This is a genomic window from Vibrio sp. ES.051 (assembly GCF_002563795.1).
Classification (GTDB): domain Bacteria; phylum Pseudomonadota; class Gammaproteobacteria; order Enterobacterales; family Vibrionaceae; genus Vibrio.
The window spans coordinates 252,033-277,848 of record NZ_PDJL01000003.1 but is presented as its reverse complement, the minus strand read 5'-3'; the positions used below and the strand labels follow the sequence as shown (position 1 = coordinate 277,848).

Genomic DNA, 25,816 nt, shown 5'->3' with positions numbered 1-25,816 from the left:
ATTAAACCCTCACATCACGACGGGCATCTCGGCCCCAAATTAAATTGATCATTGCTCGAGAGGCAAATACGCCTGTAAACATACTGGTTAACAAACCTAATCCGAGTGTTAAGGCAAAGCCTTGGATGGGACCGTTACCGATGGCGTATAAAATCACGGCGGTGATCATGGTAGTAATGTTGGCATCAAGGATGGTCGAGAACGCGCTATCAAAGCCCAGATCAATCGCTTGAGCGAAACTGCGGCCTTCACGCATTTTGTCCTTAATACGCTCGAAGATAATCACGTTGGTGTCCACTGCCATACCGACGGTTAACACCAACCCGGCAATACCTGGCAGCGTTAGCACCGCACCTGGTAACAAGGCAATTAAGCCCAGCAAACAAAGCATGTTGGCACAAAGCGCCACGTTCGCCACCCAACCTAAGCGGCGGTACCAAAGCGCCATAAAGGTCAGTGTTAACCCCATACCTAAAGCAAGTGCCGCAAAGCCATTTTCAATGTTTTCAGCCCCCAAAGAAGCACCAATAGTGCGCTCTTCTACGATGGTAACCGGCGCGGTTAGCGAACCCGCACGAAGTAATAGCGCTAACTGCTGCGCTTCGTCCATGCTGCCAGCGCCGGTAATACGGAATTGGCTACCAAGTTGAGATTGAATAGTCGCAACGCTAATAACGCGCTCGCTGCGCTCTGTTACGCCACGGTCGTTTGTCTTGTATTCGCGATAAACCGTCGCCATTGGCTTGCCAATATGCGTGGCAGAGAAATCACTCATCTTTTTACCGCCCGCGTGGTCAAGCGAGATGTTAACTTCTGACATCCCCATATTGTCGACGCCTGCACGAGCGTTAACAATGTGCTCACCCGTTAGGACTGGTCGTTTCTCCAGAATAACAGTTCGGCCATCGTTATCTTTCAGCACAAGATCTTGGCCGCTTCGCGCTTGGCCTGCCTCTTTCACTTCGTAGAATGCCAAACTCGCAGTGGCACCAATAACGTTTTTCGCTTGTGCTGGGTCTTGTACACCTGGGAGCTCAATACGAATGCTGTCTTTACCCTGACGCTGAACTAATGCTTCCGTAATGCCTAGCTCTTCAATACGACCACGCATAATTTTTAAGTTTTGTTGCAATGTCGTTGATTGGAACTCTTGAATATTCTGCTCACTTGGCTCAAGAACAAAGCCGCGAGATGAGCTTTTCACCACCCAACCTGGATAGTTTTGACGCAAGAATTGATTGACTTCAGCTAGGGCGGTATCACTCTCACTGTTTACCGCAATGCGGTTACCACTTTCTGCGCGAATTTGTACACCACGCACGCGCTGATCTCGTAGGCTTGCTTTGATCTCATCGATCAAAGCATTACGTTGCTCCTCAAATGCTTTATTTACGTCGACATTCAAGAGGAACTGTACCCCACCGCGAAGGTCAAGGCCGAGTTTGATTGGGCTAAAACCCATCTCATTCAGCCATTCTGGAGCAACAGACACATATGAGAAGGTAATGCTGTCTTCTTTATTTAGCTCTTTGTTTAGTAACGCACGAGCTTTGCTTTGCGCATTTTCATCATCGAATACAATGGTCGTTTGGCCATCTTTTTCGATGATTTTGTCTGCTGAGATGTGATTGGTTTTCAATAGTTGGTTTAACTGAACAACCGACATTTCACTGCTGTTTTGGTTTGAAAACGTCAACTGGACTGATGGTTGCTCACCGAACCAAGTCGGAATCGCGCTTAACGTTAAGATAATGACCGTCGTGATTAATACGACATATTTCCAAGCTGAGTAGTGATTCATCAGCTTTCTGTTCTTTTGCTGTTTTGGTGTTTTTTTCATGTAAACATCATCCCTTCACTACTAAGTGAAGCTTTTAATAACAAGGCTTAACACACGACAGATGCCCCCAGAATAAATTCAGGGTATGAAATACTCAGGACGGATACGCCCTGTCGAATACAATCGTCGTGTTAAGAGTGCACAATGGTGCAAATAGATGGTGTTTAGGCAGAAAACTGACTATTGAGTGCAACGTACATTGCGTTGGTCTCTTTCCAACCAGAAATGCGATGACCGCTTGTGAAATGATAAAAAGTGGACTGGTTTTGACGCCTATTGATATCCATCAGGCTGTAGGCATAACCTGCGTCAGCATAGAAAGGCGTGTTTAGATCGCCAACAACGTCAACATGCTCATCATCGAGGCCTTCACGTAAGTGAGAAACCCAACGTTGAGTGTTAAATAGGGCTAGCGTATCGAGTCTTGCATGACTTTCAGAAACCGGAGACTGCGTCGTTTCTTCTGAGACCTCAGAAAAATCGATTGAGGTATTTGCAAAAGCAATACTCGTAACAAATGGTTGCAGCTTAGAAAAGTAAGGTAAATGCGCTTTCTGATCTATTTTCGCAGCAAAAACATGCGCTGGTAGCAACACCATCGTAAGCAGCATAAAAAGCAATTTTTTCAAGCAAATCTGAGACATAAGAACTCACTAACCCTGAACGAGTTGAGATCACTCACTCAACGCATTAATAATATTCCTAATAAGTATGCTGCACAACGAAAAAGTCATGTGTTATTCCACGGAAACAGTCTCACCAAAGCCAATGCAGCGAATGCAAGTCATAGACATGTGATTGACTTCATTTTTAGAACCTAATTAAGCAACCGTTTCAGAGTGATGCCAACAATAAAATAAACCCGAGTACGAATACTCGGATTTTTAACAAATAGCGTCAGGTTATTAAAACAGAGGAGAGGTTAATCTTCTGAGTTTGGTGCCGCCGGCTTCTTCTTTGGGATGAAAACATCATCACCCACAGATACGTTTTTATAGAAGCTCTTATCGCGCTTAACCGGTTTCTTCGCTGCCTTTTTCTCTTGAGGACGTGCTTTTTTCGTCGGGTTCTTTTTGCTACGTAAATCAGGCTTACGTGGTCTCAGGCCTTTAAACTTACCTTTCAGATCTTCAAATTCAGAGAAAGTCAGATCTTGTTGTAAGTATGCTTCCACACGTTTAAAACTCTCCCAGTCTTTTGGACCAACAAGAGAAACCGCATCACCTTTATTGCCAGCACGACCCGTACGACCAATACGGTGCACATATTCTTCTGTATGCTTAGGCATATCGAAGTTGATAACATGCGTTACTTTTGAGATATCCAAACCACGAGACGCAACGTCCGTAGTGACAAGAATTTTAAATACCGCACGCTCAAATTGGCTCATGATGGTATTACGTTGCGTCTGGTTTAGACTACCACTCAACGCCACCGCCTTGAGTTTTTTCTCGTTCAGCTTCGTGGTGAGACGCTCGGTATCGTCACGAGTTGCCGTAAAAATGATGATCTGACGATATTCAGCTTCTTCAATAACACGTTCTAAGATCGCTTCTTTGTGATCCAAATGATCGCAAAGATAGAACTTTTGCGTGATATCTGTTGGTACTTCGTGAGAAACCCCGATGGCAATGCGTTTCGGGTTATTCAGCATTTCAGATGCAATATCATTAACGTCCCCATGATCAAGCGTTGCTGAGAACATTAATGTCTGACGACGACGATGCTTAGCCGCTTTATGGATACGACGAAGCTCCGGCGCAAACCCTAAATCCAACATGCGATCGGCTTCATCAAGAATCAGCGTTTCCAAACCGTCTAGAAACAACGAGCGATGCTCCAAATGATCCGCCAAACGCCCAGGGGTCGCCACGATAAATTTAGGGTAACGACGCAACGCTTTCACTTGGTCGTTAAAGTTCTCACCACCCACGATTAACGCAGCCTCGTAAGACAGTCCAGCCAGCATTGAACGAAGCTCGCCATACACCTGCTTCGCAAGTTCACGAGTTGGAGCAAGGATCACTGCGCGTGGGTCTTTGGCAGAAAACGATTTATTCTTTAGAGACTTGTGAAGCATTGGCAATACAAAAGCCAAAGTCTTGCCCGAACCCGTTTTCGACGATGCCAATAGATCCTTGCCTGCGATCGAAACAGGGATCGCCTGCTGTTGAATTTCAGTCGCTTTTTTAAAATCGTAGTGTTTTAGGTTCTTCAACAATCGGTTGTCTAGGCCGAGATCTTTAAATTGCAAAGTGTTCTCCAATAAATCAGTCAGCGTCTGAGCGCTCTGTAGTGTCGTTTCCGCTCTAACGCAGCAAAAAATAAAAGCGCGATATAATACCGCAAATCGTAGGAGTATAGATAGAGATCACACAAACTAATTCATCGTAGTGAAAATAAGAGAAAACCTGCGTCTCAGTAACAAACAACAAATCCCTTCAGTACTGTTAGCTTAGTCATCAACCAATAAAGTAATGCTCGTCAAAACGCCGATCAAACCTTAAAAATTGTGCGATTTACAGCTATTTGAGGCTAGAAACTTTCATTTGGGCCAATATCGTCTAAATTATTGATATCAGGAACGTGGCAAAACACCTGTTATAAGCTGTTGTGTTGGCAAAAGGGAAGACAAATCACTTTCGTTTGTTATGCTCAGGTAAAAGTTAACGTCAGGTACTCCATGAAATTCTTGGATTTTTTTGACTTTTGCTACACCATATACTGATAAAATGTACCCATAATTCAACCTCGCTACTGTATAAATAATCGTTAGTAGTGGGACTTTCACTATAAGCAAGGAGTTCTTATATGAACAAAACGTTGATCGCAGCTGCAGCAACTTCAGTATTTCTACTCGCAGGTTGTGCTTCTTCTGATGAAGCAGTAACAGCAAATGCAGCAAAACTAGACGAACTAAGCAACCAAGTTAGCCAACTAAGCCAAGATGTACAATCTCTTCAATCTGACGTTCAAAAATCAGGTGCAGCAGCAATGGCAGCTCAAGAAGAAGCAGAGCGTGCGAACGAGCGTATTGACAATATCGCCCAGTCTTATACTAAGTAAGACTGAATACCGCGTCTTAACACTTGTTAAGGCGCGGTTATTTCGATTGGTACTCCATTCTGAGCAGCAATTGCCGCCTTCGCTTTCACATTATTCCTTCCAAACTCGTCTAGCCACCACCTTAACTCTTTAGGTACCTGTAGGTGATCTTTCTCACCATTGCTGCGAGTTAATGGCTCATGCGCTTCAACAAATACACTTCTGTCTGGTTCCAGTGTCACTTTCACTGGTTGGTTGATGATATTTACCTCTTCCCCGTGACGCACTTTTTCGAACAGCCATTCGATATCTCCAGGCTCCATACGGATACAGCCAGCGCTGACTCGCATGCCGATACCAAAGTCTTTGTTAGTGCCGTGAATAAGGTACTCACCATGACCGTAAGCTAAACGCAGAGCAAACATACCGAGAGGGTTGTCAGGTCCAGCAGGTACCACCGTTGGAAGGTCGATGCCTTTAGCTTTGTATTCAGCACGAATAGAGGATGGCGGCGTCCATGTCGGGTTCGGCCGCTTTTGACTTACACGCGTCATCATGACTGGTGTATCACGCCCAATCCGCCCAATCCCGACGGGAAATACGTGTACGATATTTTCTTCTGGCGGGAAGTAATACAATCGTAACTCGGCTAAATTAATGATAATGCCTTGGTGAGGAACATTAGGAAGAATGAGTTGAGTTGGGATAGTAAGCACATGCCCTTCTTGAGGTAGGAATGGGTCCACACCTTTATTAGCGGCCATTAAGCCTAGCATGCCCACATCATAGCGCTTGGCGATATTGGCCATGGTTTCGCCCTCTTGCACTACATGATTTTCAATACGACCAATTAAACGACTGCCGTCCTCTGGTAGTTCGTACATTTTAGCAAATGACGACCCACTCACGAGAGACAACGACACAAATAACAGGCTTCGTTTCGCGAAGCTCATTGATCGCTTTTTGCTAAGCATTTCACTCTATTCCTTGGCGCTTTTAAACAGCCGTAAGGTTATCTCTCTTGCTGTCTTGTGATCAACCATCGGCTTGTGATATTCCAGTAAAGAAAATCCTTCCCAAGTCCAAGGCTTATGAATGTATTTGTTCGGAACACTTGTGATTTCCGGGACCCAATAACGTACGAATCGACCATCAGAATCAAACTTCTCACCTTGGCTTATCGGGTTAAAAATACGGAAATAAGGCTGCCCATCACAACCCGTTGATGCCGACCACTGCCAGCCACCATTGTTTGCAGCAAAGTCGCCATCGACCAACTTACTCATGAAGTAAGCTTCTCCCCAACGCCAATCAATGTGCAGATCTTTCGTTAAAAAACTCGCTACCACCATACGTAAGCGATTATGCATCCAACCAGTCTGGTTTAACTGACGCATCGCTGCATCGACTATAGGGTACCCTGTTTTTCCTGTTTTCCACCGTTCGAAAGCTTTTTCATCGTAAGACCATTGAATGTGCTCTTCCCAACCAATAAAGCCTTTTCCTTTTACTAGCTTTGGCTCAAACACCAGTAAATGTTGATAGAACTCACGCCAAATGATTTCACTCAACCACGTTGATTTACCTTCCGTGAGGTCATTCTGTGGGTTTTCGGCGTACAGCCTAGCTATACACTGCCTCGGAGACAATGCCCCTATCGCAAGGTAAGGAGAAAGCTGACTGGTTCCTTCGATAGCAGGAAAATCACGCTCACTTTGGTACGAATCACTTCGCTCACGAACGAATGTTCTTAACTGCGTTAAAATATCATTGGTGGAAGCCAACCAATGATCACTGGATTCTCTGGGATAGCTGAATGTGAACTCTGAATTAAATCGATACAGCTCTAACTGCTCCAAGGTTTTTGAATTTAATTCCTTTTGCGCGTAAGGTTTTGCAACAGCAAGCCGTTGAAACTGCTTTAACCATGCACGCTTAAAAGGCGTGAACACCTTGAAGTACTCACCTTGTTTATTAAGAACCGTCGTGGGTGCATGCACACATTTGTCGTGAAACAGCTCAAAGCCAACATTGTGATTGTTTAACGCTTCCGTCACCTGCGTATCGAGCGCTCGTTCATTGACTTCATAGTGAATATTCGCCATGACCGACGTGATGCCGAATGATTTTGTCCATTCACAAATCACTTTTGTGCAGTCAGAGAATGTAGGCACTTCTTTGTACAACAAAGGAATATTGAGACTAGCCAACTCTTGGTTAAGGCACGCGAGTCGACGAGCGATCAGGTCGGCCTGCATCGGCGCCATATGATGCTCTCGCCATTGCTCTGGCGTAGCGATAAAACAAGCGACAACAGGCTGTCCTGAATCTAGGGCAGCCTTCAGTGCGGTGTGGTCCAACGTTCGTAAATCACGTCTAAACCAGACTAAAATCATGGTGTCTCCTTCCTTTTGCTTTATTCTGTCAGGTGAAGTTTCTCAATCACCTCAGAGTACTGAACTCGCTCTGCTAACCGTGCGAGAAGCGCTTTTATTGATTCGACTTGTTTTGCAGGAAGTGCTTTATTAGAAAGTAAATAAACCAATTGATAGTCATTCACAGCCTCATGCTCTACCAATCCGGATACATCGTCGACTTTATCTATCAATGTTGTGTGATATCCCTGCTCGCATAACTGGGCAGCTTGAATCCAGCTCTCCGCCTCTCTATTTTGTTCAAAACTGATCAGTAAACACTTCCCCTTTGACGCCGCTTTGTTTTCCGACTCCACCACCAGCGCGAGTCGAGTAATAAGACAAGTTTGAAATAACCCCATCTCCAAAGAACGCAATGAGCCTTTCACCATCTCTAGAGCATCAAAGATAGGATTAATAAACTGCTCAATCACGAGTTTTAGTGGGTACTCTTTTAACACCGATGCGAGTAAGCTCTCTGTCTTTCCTCGATTCAACTTCGACAGTGCGAAAAGCATTGTTCCAACTTCTTCAAGAGTGCGTGTTTCTGTACTCATTTCAACATCAGCGCTTTTACCCAACAACCCTTTCACTTTCCCAATCGCGATCCCTTTCGCGAGCCAACTCTGGACTTCACAAATGGTGTCGAGATCTTGCTGTCGGTAGAGTCGATGTCCTTTTTCAGTTCGCTGAGGTTGAATCAGATTGTACCTTCTCTGCCATGCTCTCAACGTTACGGGCTTAACACCCGTGATTTCTGCGACATCTCGGATCGCGTATAGTTTTTCTTCTGAACTACAAACCATAACGTAATCTCATCTCCTGCGGATACGGTTCTAAAAATTTCTGTTTTGCTAAATACTCATCAGGGTAAGTATTTAAATAGTGTTTAATTAATGTCAGAGGGGCTAACAGCGGTAAGGTACCAGTACGGTAATCATGAATGACCGTGGCTAGCTCTTCTTTTTCTTCTTTGGTTAAAGAACGTTTAAAGTACCCTTGCAGGTGCATCAGTACATTCGTGTTGTTTTTTCGGCTAGCGCGATTAGCTAACGCTTTCATCAACCCTAAGCGATATTCTCTATAAAATTCGTCGATTTCATAATTGGCGACATTTGCCACCAATTTACCAAGCGAGCGGTAAGACTCAGGGTGATGAGCCATCAGCGTCAATTTATACCGTGAATGGAAGTCGATAAGCTTACCTCGAGTCGGTTCTGCAGACATCGAATTATAAAAATCATTAAGACAAAATACTCGACTAATAAAATTCTCTTTCAATACAGGGTCGTTAAGACGGCCATCTTCTTCGACGGGCAGCCAAGGCATTTTCTGCATTAGGGTTTGGGTGTACAGTCCTACACCTTCTTTCGCTGCACTATTCTTGCTGTAAACCTTGACTCGTTCCATGCCGCAGGTTGGCGATTTGGCACAAACAATATAACCGCACAATTGCTCGCTTTGCAGCTCATCTACTTTATTGTCAGAGTAGGCAAGCATATTGTCAGTATGGTCATTATCGGGGTTTTTAGTCTCGACTAACGCCACGCGTTCTTCATTGGAAATCAAACGAATCGTTGGACGCGGTACAGGCATTCCAACGCCAACTTCTGGGCATACCGAAACAAAGTCAAAATACGGACTAAGCTCTTTGGTCACAAAGTTGCTGACTTTGTGGCCCGAATCAAAACGAACACGCTCTCCCAATACGCAAGAACTGATACCTACCTTGATTGAAGATTCCATGATGACACCCCTATACAAAATGTTTTGTTGTATAACTTATAGCAAGTCAATTGAGATTGTACAAGAAAATTAATTGTACAATTTAATCGTTTTATTTTCTTAGAATCGCTTTTTCTCCCCGGTTTCTTAAAACTTTTTGATTTTTTTAATATCGTTTTTGTGTGCATAGTCAACAAATCGCCCAAAAGCAAATCGATTGCCTTTTTGCTTTCAACAGATTTGGTTATCAATGGGTGTTATAATTTCTAAAAGCGTGGTTTTTGTGACTAATCTCTCAAGGACTCTCTATACGTCCCGATATGATTGCCTCAATGAAAACTGACAAGTTCAACAGAATTGGTAATAGCGTTCTATAATAGAGGCGTTTTATCAAAAAAACTTTGGAGAGCACTTATGGCAACCCCACACATCAACGCACAACCTGGTGATTTCGCTGAAACGGTTCTTATGCCGGGCGACCCTTTACGTGCTAAATACATTGCAGAAACGTTTCTTGAAGACGTGAAGCAAGTTTGTGACGTTCGTAACATGTTTGGCTTTACTGGCACTTACAAGGGTAAGAAAGTGTCTGTTATGGGTCACGGCATGGGCATCCCTTCTTGCTGTATCTACGTTCACGAGCTGATCGCAGAATTCGGCGTGAAGAACGTAATCCGCGTAGGTAGCTGTGGCGCAGTACGTGACGACGTAAACTTAATGGACGTGGTTATCGGTATGGGGGCTTCTACAGACTCTAAAGTTAACCGTATCCGTTTTAACAACCATGATTTCGCAGCAATCGCTGACTACGGTCTTCTAGAAGAAGCCGTAAACCAAGCTCGTGCTCAACAAGTACCCGTAAAAGTAGGTAACGTATTCTCTGCAGATCTATTCTACACACCTGAAGCCGACCTCTTCGAGAAAATGGAAAAATTAGGCATCTTAGGTGTAGACATGGAAGCGGCGGGTATCTACGGCGTTGCTGCAGATCTAGGCGCGAAAGCACTGACGATCCTAACAGTTTCTGACCATATCATCCGTGGCGAAAAACTAAGCTCAGAAGAGCGTCAAAAATCGTTCAACGACATGATGAAAGTTGCGCTAGAAACGGCAATCAACATCTAATAATAAGTAATAATTTGCAGCTGGCTCTAGACTGGCTGCCTAATTATCCCGAGGGGGCGATTGTGTCTAACGGCAAACTGCCAAAAGACGCAGATGGGTTACAACTCAACTTTTGTAAAACATTGGCGTGTGACAACTTTGGATTGAGTGATGCAAAGCGTTACGTTCTGCAACATGCTAACCCTAAACGTCCGGCGATGGTCTGTCGTGAATGCGGATCTTTCCCCCCCTTACTTAATAATCGCGATGTTGTAAACGAACTGCATCGTCTCAGACTCTTCCATAGTGATGGATTACCTGCCTGTCGTAATGATGATTGCGACAATTTCGGATTGTCTGTCCATACACACAAACACCTCTACCACGCTTTTGGTTACAGTGGCGACCGTCAACGTTACCGCTGCAAAGCTTGCCAAAGTACTTTTGTCGATAAATGGTCCGGCGCAAACAAAAAGCTGCAATTCCAAGAAAATTTAATGGGCTTGTTGTTCACTGGTTACTCGGTACGCGAGATCTGCCGTAAGCTCAGCATCAACCCCAAAACGTTTTACGATCATGTTGACCATATTGCGAGTCGCTGCCGTCGTAAGCTCGCGACGATTGATGCACGATGGGTAAACCACGCTGGGCACTATGAACTGGCTTCTAACTATGTCGCTCTGCAGCCGAACAGCAACAACGGCGTATACTGGATAGCCTCTGGTGAAGCCCATTCTGGCTACATACTCTGCCAACATGTGAATTACTCTGCCCATGAAGAGCCAATTGCGACGCTCGATCATAATCCATATGACGAGGTATCTCGTTTTGTGTCTCAAGGTTACACAGCAGAAGCAAGTGAGCCTCCCGTCGAATCTTCAAAGAAACTTCGTGAACGTATCGATCAGAAATATCAAACAATATTAGCGCGTGGCAATGTTGAAGACCCACTAGGTAACCTTTCTGTATTCCACTACCCCTCGAAAGGAGCACTGATTCGTCCACCTTACACATCGTACGCACACTACTTACATGTACTTGATATGTGTAGCCCAAATAAGCGCGTATCTATCTATATGCCACAAGATCCATTACTTCGTTCTGCAGCGTTAAGTGTTTGTTTATCTCGCATTCAAGAGAGAAACGTCGATCTTATGTATGTTGAAGAAGATGCACATTGGGACATGACCATTCCTTTTGGCAAGGTGGATATTGCCTACATGAGTTGGTGGCGAGACCGTTGGGCAATTTCAAGCCAAAGTGATGGCTCAGAACAACGCCGCATCAATAAAGGCATTTGTTATCTCGCTGGCGACCAAAACGAGCCTGAAAAATGGTTTAATACCGCAACCACTCAACACGTACAGTTTTATCAGAACCGTTTTCAGATTCTTTTTGAGAGTTTCATTAACGAGCCTCGTCGCAAATTGCGACCTGCTGGCATTTTACCGCTTTTAGATATATTCAGAGCTTGGCATAATTTATGTTATCAGGACAAACAAGGTCTTACTGCCGCGCAAAGGCTAGAAGTCACTGATACACCTCTGACGATTAAGCAGCTCCTATCGTAACTATTTAAATCATTTAGATGTGGCAATTAGGGGCAGTGACGGTATACATTACGGCACCTGATCATTTACGATGTCGCTTTCATGCTGCAGCACTCGTAATGAAGTACACATCTAATTACTTCATATTTAGGTGTAAGTTCCAGTTCGATAGTCATGGATGTGCACGTTGGATAAAAACCAAATTCAGCTAGAAGATGAGCTAAAGCAGCTCACAAGGCAAATTAAAACAGCCCCTGAATACACCTTCAGCATTTCTCAGCAATGCCGTATCCGAGCGGAGCAGATTCTCTATGTGGATGGTGAGATCAGAGCATTACTCATCATGGCCCACTGTTGTTGGTGCTTAATGGATTACCGACAAGGGTTAAAGTTAGTCAAAGAAGCCTATAACAAACAGATCCAACTCGAAACCGACGATCACCTCCCTGAAATTCTTCACCTCTTTGCTCTCCAGTACTGGGGACAAGCAAAATACTACTCAGCCCAACAATACTGGATTAACGCACTCGAACAATCCGCCCTTGTTGATGATATTGAAATTCAAATTGAGTCCTTAATTGGGCTTGGTAATGTTTGGCGCATCACCAATGAGCATAAGCTTGCCGCTTCGACGCATGAGTTAGCAGTCAAAGTGGCAAATAACGTCCGTATCGTGTCGCTAGAGGGTAAAGCTCGAATTCTATTAGCTTGGGATTATTATTTACTGAATAAGTTTGTTGAAATGCTTACCGTGCTGGATGGCGCAACGGAAGTGCTCGCTGCTCACGAAGACAGTACTTGGCAAGCAGAAATTTGGGACTTTAGAGGACTCGCTCTTCTCGGCTTAGAGCGTCTCGATGCAGCAGAAAAAGCCACTCAAAAAGCTCACCTTTTGGCTGTCGAACACGATCTTACTTGGATGAAGGCCCACTCTTTCATCAGCCGTGCACGGCTCGAACTGTTGCGAAAGAATACGGAAAATGCCGCTGAGCTATTGCTCGCCGCTGAAGAGTCTGCCCTTAATTTCGACAATGGGGAACTACTTAGCCAAATTTGCTTCCAACAATCACGAGTGGCCGAAGAGCAAGGCAATTTTGAGTCGGCATTCAATGCGTTTAAGAAGTACCGTAAACATGCATTGAAGATGCAGAAAGAACAAACGCATAGAGTCAGCATGGATAAAGCTCGGGGCTCTAAACGTCAACTAGAACAACGGGCGCGCAAGCTCATCAACCGTATCCGCTCCCAGCATGAATACGACCCGGAAAAACAATTCTCCAATGTTGTCTCCGAGACTTATTGGTGGGAACAATTAGTTTTGTTCAAAACAGAACTCAAACGCTCCAACCACGCCATCATTATGATTCAACATGCAAACCCCGAATTTCTCGATGTTTGTACTGAGCTAGTTCATGCATTGACGACCTCCAGTGATCTCATCTCACGAATTTCTAGTGACAGACTGGCCATGTTGATTGCTGAAAAAGGCCGAGCAGCCGAAGAGTTATATCGCACCGTTCAAACCATGTTGGGCATTTATCCATGGCAGCGACGTGGGTTAAACGGGCCCAAACCGACATTGTATTTACAAGATATCCTGACCTTCCCATTCACTTTAGAACAATTAAAAGAAAGTCATATTGAGGTGATGAACAATGGACAAACTGCTTAATAAAGTGACCGAGGCAGGCATCGATCCTTGTGCGGTCTCCGGTGAAGAAGCGATCACGCTTTGGGAGCATGTTGGATTACATATCGCCTCGACCAATCAAGAAAAAGCGCATTGCTATATCATCAGTGCGGAATACCGATGTGAAATAAAACAACTGAATGACAGCATCGACGAGCTCAGGAAAGCCCTTGAGTTACTTGCATTACCTGAAGACGTCGAAGATATTTTATCGGTTAAGGCAAGTTTAAGTGACCGCTTGGTTGAAGTGGGTGATTACAACGCCGCATTAACAGAGTATGTGGCCTCTACCAATATTGCCGTGGAATACGGCTATATTGACGAGTATGTTTTAGCCATTATTGGAATGGGCAACTTATGTGACGCCTACGGTGATCACCATCGCGCTTTACGCTACTACCGAAAGGTTGATGCTATCGATCACGCCATAAGCAGTCGCTCACTACGCCTGCGCTATAAGCTCTATAAGCTTGCTTGCTATATTTATTTGTATCACACGGAAAATGCCAAAGAGCTACTAACTGAGTGTGAAGAATTGAGCATTCTCGTCAGCGATAAGAATCTTGCTGCGCAAATTCACCTCTACCGCGCCCAATTGCACCGATTACAAAAAGACTATACCCTCGCCTTGCTCTCTATCTCGAACATTCAATACACAACAGGTAGCGCAACCACTTATTGGTTATCTACCATGGTGAAAATAGAAACGGCGTATTGCCTTAATGGCTTGGGTCATACCTCGTTGTGCAACTTACTGTTAGGCTTCATCGATAAACGAATTCAAAAACACGCTTCTCCGGTTATCGCTCGACATTTTTATAACACAATGAGTAAGGTGTACGCCTCTCAAAATTTGTTTCAGAAAGCATTGCGTTGTGAAAAACGGGCTTTTCGTATCGAGTCCGATCTCGTTAAAGACATTCCAATCGGAGAATTAGGCTCTGCGCAATTGCGTCGAATTTCTCGTTTTGAACTGCAACTTAAGCTAATTTTGTCAGAAATTGAAAACAAAGAGCTGAAGGAAACCACCAAGCAACACAAGAATACGGTGGCTCAGCTACAGCAGGACGTTTTTTCCGACCCACTGACATCCTTACATAACCGTCGCTGGCTTGAGGTGAAGCTCAAAGATCTGCTTTTGTACGATACTACATTTGCGCTAATGGTCATTGATATCGACCACTTTAAGTCCATCAACGATGAACTCAGCCACCTTGTTGGAGATAAAGCCATCAAATGCGTGTCTCAAAAATTAGCCGGATACTTCAAGTTTGAAGGGGCATCTTGTGTTCGCTTTGGTGGTGAAGAATTTCTTGTGATTCTGGAAAACAGCAACCTAGAACGCGCACAAATGCACGCCGAAAATTATCGCGAACACATTTATCAACATCGTTGGGATAACATCCTTGGCGAACGCGGATTAACCGTATCGATTGGCATTACGCTGCATCGCGAAGGAGAAAATACTCAGCGAACCTTCTACCGCGCTGATAAAGCTCTGTATCGTGCCAAAGCCAATGGACGAAACCAAGTCTGTACTGAGCTTTAAACACCTCACAATCCAACAGGGGCGCTCTCACTTCTATCAATAACCACTTTTTGTTGGCCCCCTCTCCATTACATATTCGTCAAATATCGACGAGTTCGACATCGCATAAACGCCATTGATACATAAAATTTTCTTGATCCAACGATAGTTAAGGCAAATACTCAAATGATTAATTTGTGTACCTTTTTTCTATTTGCAAAAAACACAGGGAAGTAAGATGTTTCTAGACTATTTTGCTCTTGGGTTACTCATTTTCGTCGCTTTGGTGATTTTTTACGGAATTATCGTCATCCACGATATTCCATATGAAATCGCGAAAGAACGTGAACACCCACATCAAGACGCGATCCATTATGCTGGCTGGGTCAGCCTTTTCACTTTACACGCCCTGTGGCCGTTTTTATGGATATGGGCAACGTTATGGCGGAAAGAACGCGGCTGGGGCTTCAAGAAACTCGAACAAGAAACATACGACATTCATCAACGCCTTGAAGCGCTGATTGACGAAATGACCGAGTTAAAAGAAGAAATATCCACACTGAAAAAGCAGCAGGTTCAACAAAGTACAACTGCTAAACAGAGTAAAGAGGAAGAATAATGGATTTATTACTGATTCTGACTTATGCAGCCCTTTGTATCGCCATTTTTAAAATTTTTAATATCCCTTTGAACAAATGGACGGTACCAACTGCCGTTCTTGGCGGTGTTGTATTGGTGGGAACATTGATCTTGTTGATGAATTATAACCACCCGTTTACACAACTTGGTAACCAAGTATTCTCGACGACACCTGTCGTATCTGGCGTTCGCGGTCGTGTTATTGACGTGCCTGTAAAGCCAAACCAACCATTATCTCAAGGGGATGTGCTTTTCCGTATTGACCCGCTTCCGTTTCAGGCCGAAGTTGACAGACTACGAGCAAAAGTAAAAGAAGCAAGCCAAGGTGCTCTTGGACTAGAATCGAGCGTTCAAGAATCACAAGCTGCTGTGCTTAAAGCACTTGCAGAGCGAGACAAAGCACAACGCGAATTCGATCGTTATCAAAGAGGCTTCGACCGCGGTGCCTTCACTGAGCAACAACTGGACACTCGTCGTCAAGCATTCAAAGCAGCCCAAGCGGCGCTAAACGTCGCCCAGTCCAAACAAGAGCAAGCGCAAATCGCACTTGAGTCTGAAGTAGGCGGTGAAAATACTCAAGTTGCCTCGCTATTAGCTGAATTAAGAAAAGCCGAGTTCAACCTAGAGCAAACCGTGATTACTGCGCCTACTGACGGTTACGTCACCCAACTTGCGCTGCGCCCAGGTGTCATGTCAGTACCACTACCACTTGCTCCGGTGATGACCTTCGTTCATACCGAAGACAAACTCTATACAGCGGCATTCCGTCAGAACTCGCTGCAGCGTTTGGAGCCGGGATTTGAAGCAGAGTTCATGTTTCGCGCTTTACCAGGCAAAGTATTTAAAGGGGAAGTCATTGAAGTACTACCAGCGATTGGCGAAAGTCAATTCCAAGCTCGTGGCTCACTGCTGGGAACCGAGGCTTTACGCACAAGCGGCCGGGTATTCGTAACGTTAAAAATTACCGACGATTTAAGTGAATATCATCTACCAATGGGCACCGCAGTAGAAGTAGCGGTTTACTCGGAAAGTTTCTCGCACGTATCGGTTATGCGTAAAGTACTTATTCGCATGAAGAGTTGGCAAAACTATCTCTATCTAGATCATTAACTTATATACCCAATGAACCTAAAATATTTGAGTTCAGCAAGAAGGCTTGGTTAGCAATCTCGGCGACGGTTTAATGAGCTCGCCTAGCCGCGCGATTTCCTATACCTCATAAGAAGTAACACAACCTTCTCTTGATTCAAGTTAACTGACAGCAAGTACCGCTGGCAGTTAACTTGAATCACTCTCAAAGACGTCCCTCGTAACTAGCTAATTTAAATAGATTTAACTAATAAACACTGGGAAAAACCAAAAAAGAACAAAGGTGGTTAGATTAACGTTAATAGTAAAAATCGTAGGAGGAAAGCATAAAAACTTACTCAGTTTTACCAATGTGCCAACACCCGTGCAGTCAGCCCTTCAGTGTAAGGGTTAACCTTCCAGTGATCAGGGCTCCAGCCTTTCACAAAACGTTGAAAATCCGCCCAAGCAACCGCGAACAGAGGGCGCCACTCTTGTTCGACGTCATTTGGGTTTAGATGTGGCTGGTAAAAATGCAACGCTCGCTGCAACTCTGAAAAATACGTGTCTAAAACCCAACTTTCCATCTCTGCACATGCTTCAGGCTTCACGGCACTACTCATAAACAACACCACATCTTTCATGGCACAACCCTGCCCAACGTATTGAAAGTCAACCGCGGCGGCTTTTGTTCCCTTAGCGTCAAAACAGAAGTTCGCGAGTTTAGCATCACCGTGCACTAACGTTGGATAGTTAGCCTGCTTTAGGATCTCATCAATACGAATAGCAGCCTGTTTTAGTCGGTGGTCGGTTAATGCTTTCAGCTCATCGGGACGCGTCGCTAAATGCCAGTAAGTTCCGGTTTGCCAAAGTTGATCTGTTTGAGTGCCAATGTAACGAGCATGAAAATTCGCCAACCAAGCTAAACAAGCTCGCAAATGGTTTTGAGTTGCATCAGCGATGATGTTGGGGAAACCTGCTTGAGCAAGATCTTCCATTACAATCAGCCACTCATTGTCTGCTTGACACGTTTTTAACCCTTGCGGGACACGGCAACGTACATCAACCGAACGGGTATAATGCTCATACCAACTCACTTCAACCTGATAAGAGTGCAGCTTTCTTTGATGAGATCGGTCAGTGTTCCAGCCTCTTGGATGTTCTGAAGGTTTGGGCAGTTTAACGTGTTTTACGATGATCGAGCATGTTGAGAAAACGATTCGAACCAGCTCGCCATAACCGCCCCATAACGATTGTATATTCTCGATCGACTCGAGTTTGCCAAGCTTGAGTGCCTCTCCAATACTTTGATAAAGAGGATGATTATCGTTCATTGTTATGCGAGAAGGTGTGACCACGCTTGATTTTTCTCCATATAGTAAACGACATACGGGCAAACTGGTTTAATTTTATAACCAAGTGATTCGATCTCGGGTAATACCGCTCCCATCACGACTTCTCCGTACCCTTTACCTCGTAACGCTTCAGGCACAACGGTTGACGTTATCTTCATCACATCATTCTCAACTTGATAAACCACTTTTGCTTTATAGCCCTGCTCTAAATCAACCCAAAAGGTGCCCGTTTCTGTCTTATGAGTCACTTTATTCATATTTTTCTCTCTGACTTTGCTACTGATTTGTTTAATCAAACTATATCACTGCATAGTATCAATTCTAGGTTAGGTCACATGCATATCGCCACAATACCCAGTTATCCATTGAGCTGAAAAAGTACGCGCGTCAAAAAATAAAAAATCCCTGAGCGGTTACTCAGGGATTTAGAAAATCTTACTTTGTTAACAACGGATTATAACTTAAAGAAACTCAATTGCTCTTTCTGTTTCTCTGCAAGAAGTGATAGCTCAGTGCTTGCGCTTGCACTTTGACTGATACCCGCTACGTTTTGGTTCACCAGCTCAGACATATTAACTACGTTACGATTGATGTCTTGTGTTACTTGAGACTGCTCTTCTGCCGCTGTTGCCACTTGCGTGTTTGAATCGTTAATGTTGGCGACCGATTCTGTAATACCCACCAGTGCTTCATTCGCTTGTTGAGTCAACTCGTTATTACGATTAAGCATCTCAAGACTGACTTGCATGCTGTCATTCGCAAGCCCTGACTGTGCTTGTAGCTCTTCGATAATCGTTTGGATCTCTTGTGTTGAATCTTGTGTACGAGCAGCCAGCATACGAACTTCATCCGCCACCACCGCAAAGCCACGGCCAGACTCACCCGCGCGCGCCGCTTCAATCGCCGCGTTCAACGCAAGCAAATTAGTTTGCTCTGAGACACCACGAATCACTTCAATCACATTATTGATCTGCTCAGATTGTTCTTTTAAGCGCAACACTACTTGGGCCGCATCATTCAGTGCTTGAGACATCTGTGTACTTGCTTCTGCACTCTCTTGGAAGATAGTCAAACCAGATTGTGCAAGGCCGCCAGCTTCACGTGCTGTCGAATCCGCAAACGTTGCATTATCACTCACATTGTTTGCGGTGCTTGCAAGCTCATTAACTGCAGAGGCTACTTGTTCGATTTCTGCTAGCTCTAGCTGTGCGTTCGCTTCTGCCTGCGTCATTACTGCCGCCAGTTCAGTCGATGCCGACGCCACTTCTTCACTGATGCGTGTAAGCTGGTCGACCGTGGTATACAGTTGCTCTGCAGTTTGGTTTACGTCTTTGCTTAGTTTCGCAATTTCGTTATCACCTTCTACATCTGCGCGCACAGACAAATTCCCTGCCGCCAATTGACGCATCACTTCTTGAAGTTTTTGAATCGGTGAGACGATCATGCCAGATAAGAACCATGCGCCCACTAATGAGAGTGCGAATACCGTAAGAACCGTTAACATTGCGTTGGTTTGCACGCGATCATTGTTTTGCTGACTTTTTATTGTGGATTGTTCAGCTTGATCATTAACATGCTTAGACAAGGTATTGATTTGCTCGACCATTTCTCGGCCAACCTCACGATACTCTTTAATAAATGCGCGATATTCACTGTTAGACTTTAAACCTTGATCATATTGGTTAAAGAAAGCCACAGATCTCTCTGAATAGCGGACATAAGCTTCAATCATTTCGCGCACTTTAATCGCGTCCTCGCGAAATAAATTACGCGCTTTAATTGCATTTAAATCAGCGTCAACTTGTTTTAAGCCCGCTTTCAGTTCTTGGAGGAAACGTTCTCGACGAGAAGGATCGTAAATGGCGTATACCGCCGTAATACGTAGTGGATAAATTTGGTCATCAATACGCGCCAAGGTGTCTTTATGAAAAACCAAAGACTCTTGGTTTGAAGCAATAACATCTTGCTCAGCCTGAAGATTGTTTTTAGTAACCCACAAAGAAATAAACAAAACAATAGCGGTAAATAATACCGGAACCAAAATTTGCGTTCTTACCGACAAATTTTTTAGTGATAGCTGCATGGCTGGACCTCAGTTATATGCGTGATGCCTATGTGCTTCCTTGCGACGGGAAATTTCCCAGACGAATAAACAAGCAGCGAATATTAGAGATGGATCACACTTTTGTCCAGTACAAAAAGCCTACATTTTCAGCCTGTTACCGCCAATACCCCGCCACAGTGTCGGGATTTTGGCGTTATGACTAATTATGATTGTTTATGATGAGAAACATTCACATTTACATTGATTTTTGCTTACTTTCTCAACGAATTGAGCTTAGCTTGAGCAAGGCCAAAAATCGTATCAATAGGATAAGACCCCTCATCTGTTGGCTCACCCGCGACTTTCCCGGTGAACAGTTCAATCGCTTCAGTGACATGGTCAATAGCCCAAATATTAAACTCACCTTTTTCAACGGCTTTAACAATATCTGCGCGAAGCATCAGATTGTGAACATTAGAGCGTGGAATAATAACACCTTGGTCTTCATGCCGACCTTTGATCACACAGACGTCATAAAAACCTTCAACTTTTTCATTTACGCCACCAATTGGCTGAGCTTCACCGAACTGATTCATTGATCCTGTAATCGCGATGTCCTGCCGATTTGGTTGTTTAGAAAAAGCCGATACTACCGCACATAGTTCCGCCATGCTGGCACTGTCGCCATCTACCCCACCATAGGATTGCTCAAACGTAATGGTGGTAGTGAGTGGTACTTTAGCGGTTTTACCAAATACAGAAGATAAATAAGCCGACAAAATCATCACCCCTTTCGAGTGAATGCTGCCGCCTAAATCAACACTGCGTTCAATATCAATCACACCACCATTGCCATAACATGTGGTTGCGGTAATACGGTTCGGTGCACCAAACATATAATCACTGGTACTGAGCACGGATAGAGCATTGACCTGCCCAATTGCAGAACCTTGGGTACGGATTAATGTTGTGCCGTTGACGAACGTTTCCATCACGTTATCACGCAATCGGCTTACTCGCATTTCTTGGTTCTTCATCGCCTCTTCAACATGACCGATACGAATCATGTTGGAGTTGGCCTGACGAGCGACGTAGTTTGACTCACGGAGCAGGTTGGCAATATTGGCAGAATGCAACGATAACTTGGTTTGATCTCCGGATAAACGTGAACTGTACTCGATAATTCGAGCCATGGATTTTCTGTCACAATGCAGCATGTTGTTATCGTTCACCACGCTCGAAATAAAACGTGCGTAATGCAGCTCTGATTCCGACGTACGCTTCATCTCATCTTCAAAATCTGCAGTAACTCGGAATAACTCGCTAAATTCTGGATCATAGTGTTGTAGCAATTGGTATGTTCGGTAATCACCAAACAAGATAATCTTAATATCAAGCGGGATCGGCTCAGGATCCAGCGACACAGCTCCGGTTAACGTGACTTCTTTTTCTAGAGACGTAAAGCTCAATTGACGCGCACGAAGGGCACGCTTTAAACCATCCCATACGTACGGCTGCTCTAGAACTTTCTGTGCATCAATAAGCAACACGCCACCATTGGCTTTGTGCAAACTGCCTGCTCGGATCAACGAGAAGTCGGTAAATACCGTTCCTTTGAACGTTGCGGTTTCAATCGCGCCAAACAGCGAGTGATAGTTCGGGTTCTCTTCAACCACGATTGGGAAATCACTATTATTGCGACTTACCAACACATTCACCTTATAGCGACGTGGTAATTTCTTATCCAAGGATGCGGTCGCGATTTCTCCTTGCTCCCCACTTTGATCAAGGAAAATATCGGCATTCTCAACAATGTCTTTCTGTAACTCGGTTAAGTACGCTTTGATTTCGGAATAATCAGCGTAATCGACTTTTAACTTTTTTATAAAATGAGTAATGACATCCAAAGTGACTTCATCATTTAATTTTTTGATTTTATCACTGTAAGTTTCTTCCCACTCGGTTAGCTCTCGTACCATTGAGCGCAATCTCACTTCGAGCTCATCAATGCTATCACTGAATTGCTCTTGCTCTTTTTTGTTCAGCGCATCAAATGACTCTTCGGTGTGCAACTCATCGCCATTCATCGCAACAAATTGATAATCACCTTGTGTGGTTATTGTCAGGCTGATACCGCGCTCTTTCGCTTCTCGACTGATACGATCCAACTCATTTTGTTGTTTACTCGTCAGTTGGTTTTTTAATCGGTCTGCGCGGCTAAAGTACATTTCATTATCAAACGCCAGTGGCAGCGCATTGAGTAGCTTAGCCATTAATGTCTCAATATCGACTCGAAGTTTATGACCGATACCGCAAGGAAGCTTTAATACTTTCGGGGTTCGGGTATCTTCAAAGTTCGCCACATAACACCAGTCAAACAATGCGGTAGCATCATGTTTATGACGATTAAGATAACGCAGGATCATGGTTCTTTTGCCTAACCCATTCTGACCAATAGCGTAAATATTGTATCCTTTCTCTTTGATGGACATCGCAAACTCGACCGCTTTTTGAGCACGTTCTTGCCCCACAATTTCATCAATTGGAGGTAACTCCTTGGTCGACTTATATGGCATATTCTCTAGATCCGCGACAGAATATAGCTGCTTAGCTTCCAACCTCAGTATTGCCATATCCACTTCCTTTTTCTTATTTTCGTCATTTGAGTGTAGAGATTATTTGTTTAATTTTAAGTGATTTACCTTCCACTGCGGGTTAATTGGGCGTTTTATGAACACAAAAGACTCTCAATCCATCAACTACCTAGAAATAGTGTGAGATAGTTAAATAGCGTTCGCGGATGTGCTCGATAAGTAATTTTACTTTGTTAGGAGGCTGACGAGTAAAGGGGTATACAGCGTAGATGCCCAATTTTTTGCCGACAAGATCCGGGAAAACATCAACCAGCTGACCGTTACGAATATCGTGATATACCAAACAACGTGGAACATAAGCGATACCATGGCCACCTAAGGCTGCTTTACGTAACGCGGTGGCATTATCAGTAGAAAAACTACCGGACACTTTGACGATATAGTTACCCTCATCACTTTTAAACTCCCAATCCGTAGCTCCCGTCGTTTGATAAGCGTATTGCAGGCAGTTATGAGTGGTGAGATCAATAGGCTCAATCGGTTTGCCGTTTTTTACGATATAAGAAGGCGATGCGCATACCACCCATTGAGAGTCGAGAATATGTCGCGCAATTAAACTGGAGTCCGCAAGGTATCCGGTTCGGATGACCAGATCGTAGCTATCGGCGACTAAATCGACGAAGCGGTTGTCCAGCGACATATCAACAGTCAACCCCGGATGAAGGTTACAAAACTCGGCAACCGCATCTGCGAGAATGAGGTCTCCTGAGATACAAGGGACAGACATTTTGATATGACCACTGACATTCTCTCCAAAGCCTGAAACAGCATCCATAGCCTCCTGAGTGGCCTGCTTCACATTTTTAGCACTGTGTAGCAACACTTTGCCCGCTTCACTCAACGTCAGTTTGCGCGTTGTTCTATATAATAGTTGTGCCCCTATCTCCTCTTCTAATCTCGCTATTCTTTTGCTAACTACTGAATTTGTAAGGTTATTTGACTCCGCAACCTTACTAAAACTGCCTAGCTCGATTACCTGAGAAAACAAGATTAAATCATCTGCTCGCATACGATTATGTCACTTTTGGAATTAATTATTTTCATTATTTCCCTATATTAACAAAAAATAAAGGAGTAAATTCACGCCAAATTAACAAACCCATTACAACAAAAGTCACCTCTACAGCGGATTGACGCCGTTCGAGAAGTCAGCGTACGAAGGATGTACAAATGAGTGAAACCCTACTTGCCCTCGTGGCATTTTCGCCAATTGTTGTTGCCGCCATTTTATTGGTTGGTCTCAACTGGCCGGCTAAAAAAGCCATGCCTATTGCGTTCGGTCTGACCGTCGCTATCGCCCTAATGTTCTGGGATATGTCAGCTACTCGCGTACTGGCTTCCGTATTCCAAGGGTTAGGAATTACTGCCTCTGTTCTTTGGATCGTGTTTGGCGCCATTTTCTTGCTCAACACTTTAAAGCACACTGGCGCGATCACTACGATCCGTAATGGATTTACCGATATTTCAGCTGACCGTCGCGTGCAGGCCATCATCATTGCTTGGTGTTTTGGTTCGTTCATTGAAGGCGCATCCGGCTTTGGTACGCCAGCAGCAATTGCGGCGCCACTGCTGGTTGCTATCGGCTTCCCTGCGCTTGCGGCCGTCCTAATGGGCATGATGATCCAATCAACGCCTGTATCATTTGGTGCGGTGGGTACGCCAATCATCGTCGGCGTCAACAAAGGGTTAGACACACATAACATCAGTGAGTCTTTGACAGCACAAGGCGCAACATGGGAAATGTACCTGCAAGACATCACCGCGCACGTTGCCGTGATTCATGCTGTAGTAGGCACCATGATCCCTGTGTTGATGGCGGTAATGCTAACACGTTTCTTTGGCAAGAACAGAAGCTGGACTGAAGGCCTAGATATCCTGCCATTTGCTTTATTCGCAGGCGTCTCTTTCACGGTACCATACGCGTTAACAGGCGTTTTCTTGGGCGCAGAGTTCCCATCACTCATTGGTGGTCTGGTTGGTCTTTCTATTGTTGTCACAGCGGCGAAAAAAGGCTTCTTAGTGCCAAAGACCCAATGGGATTTCGAAAGCGAAGACAAATGGCCAACTGAGTGGCTGGGCTCTCTAAAAATCGATCTTAACGACAACCCAGGCAAACCAATGAGCATTGTGAAAGCTTGGGTACCGTATGTAATGTTAGCGGTTATTCTCGTCGCAAGCCGTGTAAGCCCTGAGCTTAAAGGCTTTGTACAAAGCGTAAGCTTGTCATTCAGCAATATTCTTGGTGAGACAGGCGTTAGCGCCGCAATTCAGCCATTGTACCTGCCAGGTGGCATCCTCGTGTTTGTTGCTCTGCTTGCAGCCATGTTGCAAAGCGGCAGTGCAAAACCATTGCGTGAAGCATTTGGTGAATCAAGCAAAACATTGATTGGTGCTGGTTTTGTATTGGTATTTACCATCCCAATGGTGCGTATCTTCATCAACTCTGGGATTAACGGCGCTGACCTAGCAAGTATGCCAGTCACGACAGCGAACTTTGCCTCTGACCTTGTCGGTTCTGCGTTCCCAGCACTAAGTGCCACCGTTGGTGCGCTGGGTGCGTTCATCGCTGGCTCAAATACGGTTTCAAACATGATGTTCAGCCAGTTCCAATTCGAAGTGGCACAAACACTGTCTATTTCGAGTGTGATTGTTGTATCGCTTCAAGCCGTTGGCGCTGCCGCAGGTAACATGATTGCGATTCACAACGTTGTTGCCGCATCAGCCACCGTAGGTTTACTTGGTCGTGAAGGCGCAACATTGCGTAAGACGATTATCCCTACGTTCTACTACATTGTCATGACAGGCATTATTGGTTTGGTGTTGATTTACGGCCTCCAAATGACGGATGTCTTGATGAAGTAACGCGAAACGCAGGGTTTGTGGCCCTGCCTAATTTGACACAGCTGTCAGCACGACTACCCCGACATGTTGATTGAGCTTGCTACATCAATCCCCCCGGGCCGCTGTGTCACCCTTTCCAGTTTACATAACTGAATGAGTAATTTAACAAGATTGTTCAATCAATTATGTAAATGGGTTACCACATCACCAATTCGAACGTAAGTGAACTATAGGTAACTATACTCATTTTGATGCTCTCACCGTGCTGCGATGAAAGCTCAACAAAAGAGCAAATTGCTCCACAACTTTGCTTAGAATA

At 44.5% G+C, this 25,816-nt stretch carries 20 protein-coding genes; 8 read left to right on the top strand and 12 right to left on the bottom strand.

The window, feature by feature from the left end; genetic code table 11:
* Position 1: 1 nt before the first annotated feature.
* The 3 genes from secD to ATG66_RS01940 form a co-directional block, all read right to left on the bottom strand.
* Positions 2-1,840: a protein translocase subunit SecD gene (secD, locus tag ATG66_RS01950; RefSeq protein ID WP_098413733.1), complete on the bottom strand. Its 1,839-nt coding sequence runs from the start codon at positions 1,838-1,840 to the stop codon at positions 2-4.
* Positions 1,841-2,004: 164 nt separating this feature from the next.
* Entirely contained in the window at positions 2,005-2,484 is a 480-nt protein-coding gene (locus ATG66_RS01945; RefSeq protein WP_098413732.1) for a hypothetical protein, read from the bottom strand.
* 278 nt (positions 2,485-2,762) lie between these two features.
* Positions 2,763-4,106, bottom strand: a complete 1,344-nt coding sequence (locus tag ATG66_RS01940) for a DEAD/DEAH box helicase (RefSeq protein WP_098413731.1) — start codon at positions 4,104-4,106, stop codon at positions 2,763-2,765.
* Between the two features lie 545 nt (positions 4,107-4,651).
* On the opposite strand from ATG66_RS01940, the gene ATG66_RS01935 reads away from it, so the two are divergent.
* Positions 4,652-4,906 (top strand): Lpp/OprI family alanine-zipper lipoprotein, encoded by a 255-nt coding sequence (locus tag ATG66_RS01935; protein WP_098413730.1) that lies wholly within the window; start codon positions 4,652-4,654, stop codon positions 4,904-4,906.
* 26 nt (positions 4,907-4,932) lie between these two features.
* Here ATG66_RS01935 and ATG66_RS01930 read toward each other — a convergent pair whose 3' ends face one another.
* From ATG66_RS01930 to ATG66_RS01915, 4 genes are read right to left on the bottom strand one after another with little or no spacing between them, the layout of a single operon-like run.
* The gene (locus ATG66_RS01930; protein WP_098413729.1) at positions 4,933-5,859 is read right to left on the bottom strand and encodes a L,D-transpeptidase family protein; all 927 of its coding nucleotides are present in this window, start codon (positions 5,857-5,859) and stop codon (positions 4,933-4,935) included.
* A 6-nt stretch (positions 5,860-5,865) separates the two neighbouring features.
* Positions 5,866-7,281 (bottom strand): deoxyribodipyrimidine photo-lyase, encoded by a 1,416-nt coding sequence (gene phrB, locus ATG66_RS01925; RefSeq protein ID WP_098413728.1) that lies wholly within the window; start codon positions 7,279-7,281, stop codon positions 5,866-5,868.
* A gap of 20 nt (positions 7,282-7,301) precedes the next feature.
* Positions 7,302-8,105 (bottom strand): MerR family transcriptional regulator, encoded by an 804-nt coding sequence (locus ATG66_RS01920; RefSeq protein ID WP_098413727.1) that lies wholly within the window; start codon positions 8,103-8,105, stop codon positions 7,302-7,304.
* The gene (locus tag ATG66_RS01915; protein WP_098413726.1) at positions 8,095-9,045 is read right to left on the bottom strand and encodes a YbgA family protein; all 951 of its coding nucleotides are present in this window, start codon (positions 9,043-9,045) and stop codon (positions 8,095-8,097) included. Before ATG66_RS01915 ends, ATG66_RS01920 begins: the two co-directional genes overlap by 11 nt.
* Positions 9,046-9,438: 393 nt before the next feature.
* Here ATG66_RS01915 and deoD point away from each other — a divergent pair, with 393 nt between their 5' ends.
* The 6 genes from deoD to ATG66_RS01885 all read left to right on the top strand — a co-directional run bounded on the left by deoD (position 9,439) and on the right by ATG66_RS01885 (position 16,645).
* The gene (deoD, locus tag ATG66_RS01910) at positions 9,439-10,149 is read left to right on the top strand and encodes a purine-nucleoside phosphorylase (RefSeq protein ID WP_098413725.1); all 711 of its coding nucleotides are present in this window, start codon (positions 9,439-9,441) and stop codon (positions 10,147-10,149) included.
* A gap of 62 nt (positions 10,150-10,211) precedes the next feature.
* Positions 10,212-11,699 (top strand): lactate dehydrogenase, encoded by a 1,488-nt coding sequence (locus tag ATG66_RS01905; RefSeq protein WP_098414490.1) that lies wholly within the window; start codon positions 10,212-10,214, stop codon positions 11,697-11,699.
* A 166-nt stretch (positions 11,700-11,865) separates the two neighbouring features.
* A complete protein-coding gene (locus tag ATG66_RS01900) occupies positions 11,866-13,350 on the top strand; it encodes a hypothetical protein (protein ID WP_098413724.1) in 1,485 nt (494 codons plus the stop codon).
* Positions 13,334-14,917: a GGDEF domain-containing protein gene (locus tag ATG66_RS01895; RefSeq protein ID WP_098413723.1), complete on the top strand. Its 1,584-nt coding sequence runs from the start codon at positions 13,334-13,336 to the stop codon at positions 14,915-14,917. Before ATG66_RS01900 ends, ATG66_RS01895 begins: the two co-directional genes overlap by 17 nt.
* A gap of 217 nt (positions 14,918-15,134) precedes the next feature.
* Positions 15,135-15,515 (top strand): DUF3302 domain-containing protein, encoded by a 381-nt coding sequence (locus ATG66_RS01890; RefSeq protein WP_098413722.1) that lies wholly within the window; start codon positions 15,135-15,137, stop codon positions 15,513-15,515.
* Positions 15,515-16,645, top strand: a complete 1,131-nt coding sequence (locus tag ATG66_RS01885) for an HlyD family secretion protein (protein WP_098413721.1) — start codon at positions 15,515-15,517, stop codon at positions 16,643-16,645. Before ATG66_RS01890 ends, ATG66_RS01885 begins: the two co-directional genes overlap by 1 nt.
* A gap of 323 nt (positions 16,646-16,968) precedes the next feature.
* Here the strand turns inward: ATG66_RS01885 and ATG66_RS01880 are convergent, their stop codons facing one another.
* The 5 genes from ATG66_RS01880 to ATG66_RS01860 all read right to left on the bottom strand — a co-directional run bounded on the left by ATG66_RS01880 (position 16,969) and on the right by ATG66_RS01860 (position 23,665).
* Positions 16,969-17,937 (bottom strand): phosphotransferase, encoded by a 969-nt coding sequence (locus tag ATG66_RS01880; protein ID WP_098413720.1) that lies wholly within the window; start codon positions 17,935-17,937, stop codon positions 16,969-16,971.
* A gap of 2 nt (positions 17,938-17,939) precedes the next feature.
* Positions 17,940-18,215 carry a GNAT family N-acetyltransferase gene (locus ATG66_RS01875; RefSeq protein WP_098413719.1) on the bottom strand — a complete coding sequence of 92 codons (276 nt, stop codon included), beginning with the start codon at positions 18,213-18,215 and terminating at the stop codon, positions 17,940-17,942.
* 197 nt (positions 18,216-18,412) lie between these two features.
* Positions 18,413-20,041, bottom strand: a complete 1,629-nt coding sequence (locus ATG66_RS01870) for a methyl-accepting chemotaxis protein (RefSeq protein WP_098413718.1) — start codon at positions 20,039-20,041, stop codon at positions 18,413-18,415.
* 233 nt (positions 20,042-20,274) lie between these two features.
* Positions 20,275-22,635, bottom strand: coding sequence for a Lon protease family protein (locus ATG66_RS01865; RefSeq protein ID WP_098413717.1), 2,361 nt, complete (start codon positions 22,633-22,635; stop codon positions 20,275-20,277).
* Positions 22,636-22,765: 130 nt separating this feature from the next.
* Complete coding sequence (locus ATG66_RS01860; RefSeq protein ID WP_098413716.1) at positions 22,766-23,665, bottom strand: LysR family transcriptional regulator; 900 nt, start codon at positions 23,663-23,665, stop codon at positions 22,766-22,768.
* Between the two features lie 161 nt (positions 23,666-23,826).
* On the opposite strand from ATG66_RS01860, the gene ATG66_RS01855 reads away from it, so the two are divergent.
* Entirely contained in the window at positions 23,827-25,518 is a 1,692-nt protein-coding gene (locus ATG66_RS01855) for an L-lactate permease (protein ID WP_098413715.1), read from the top strand.
* Positions 25,519-25,816 lie beyond the last annotated feature (298 nt).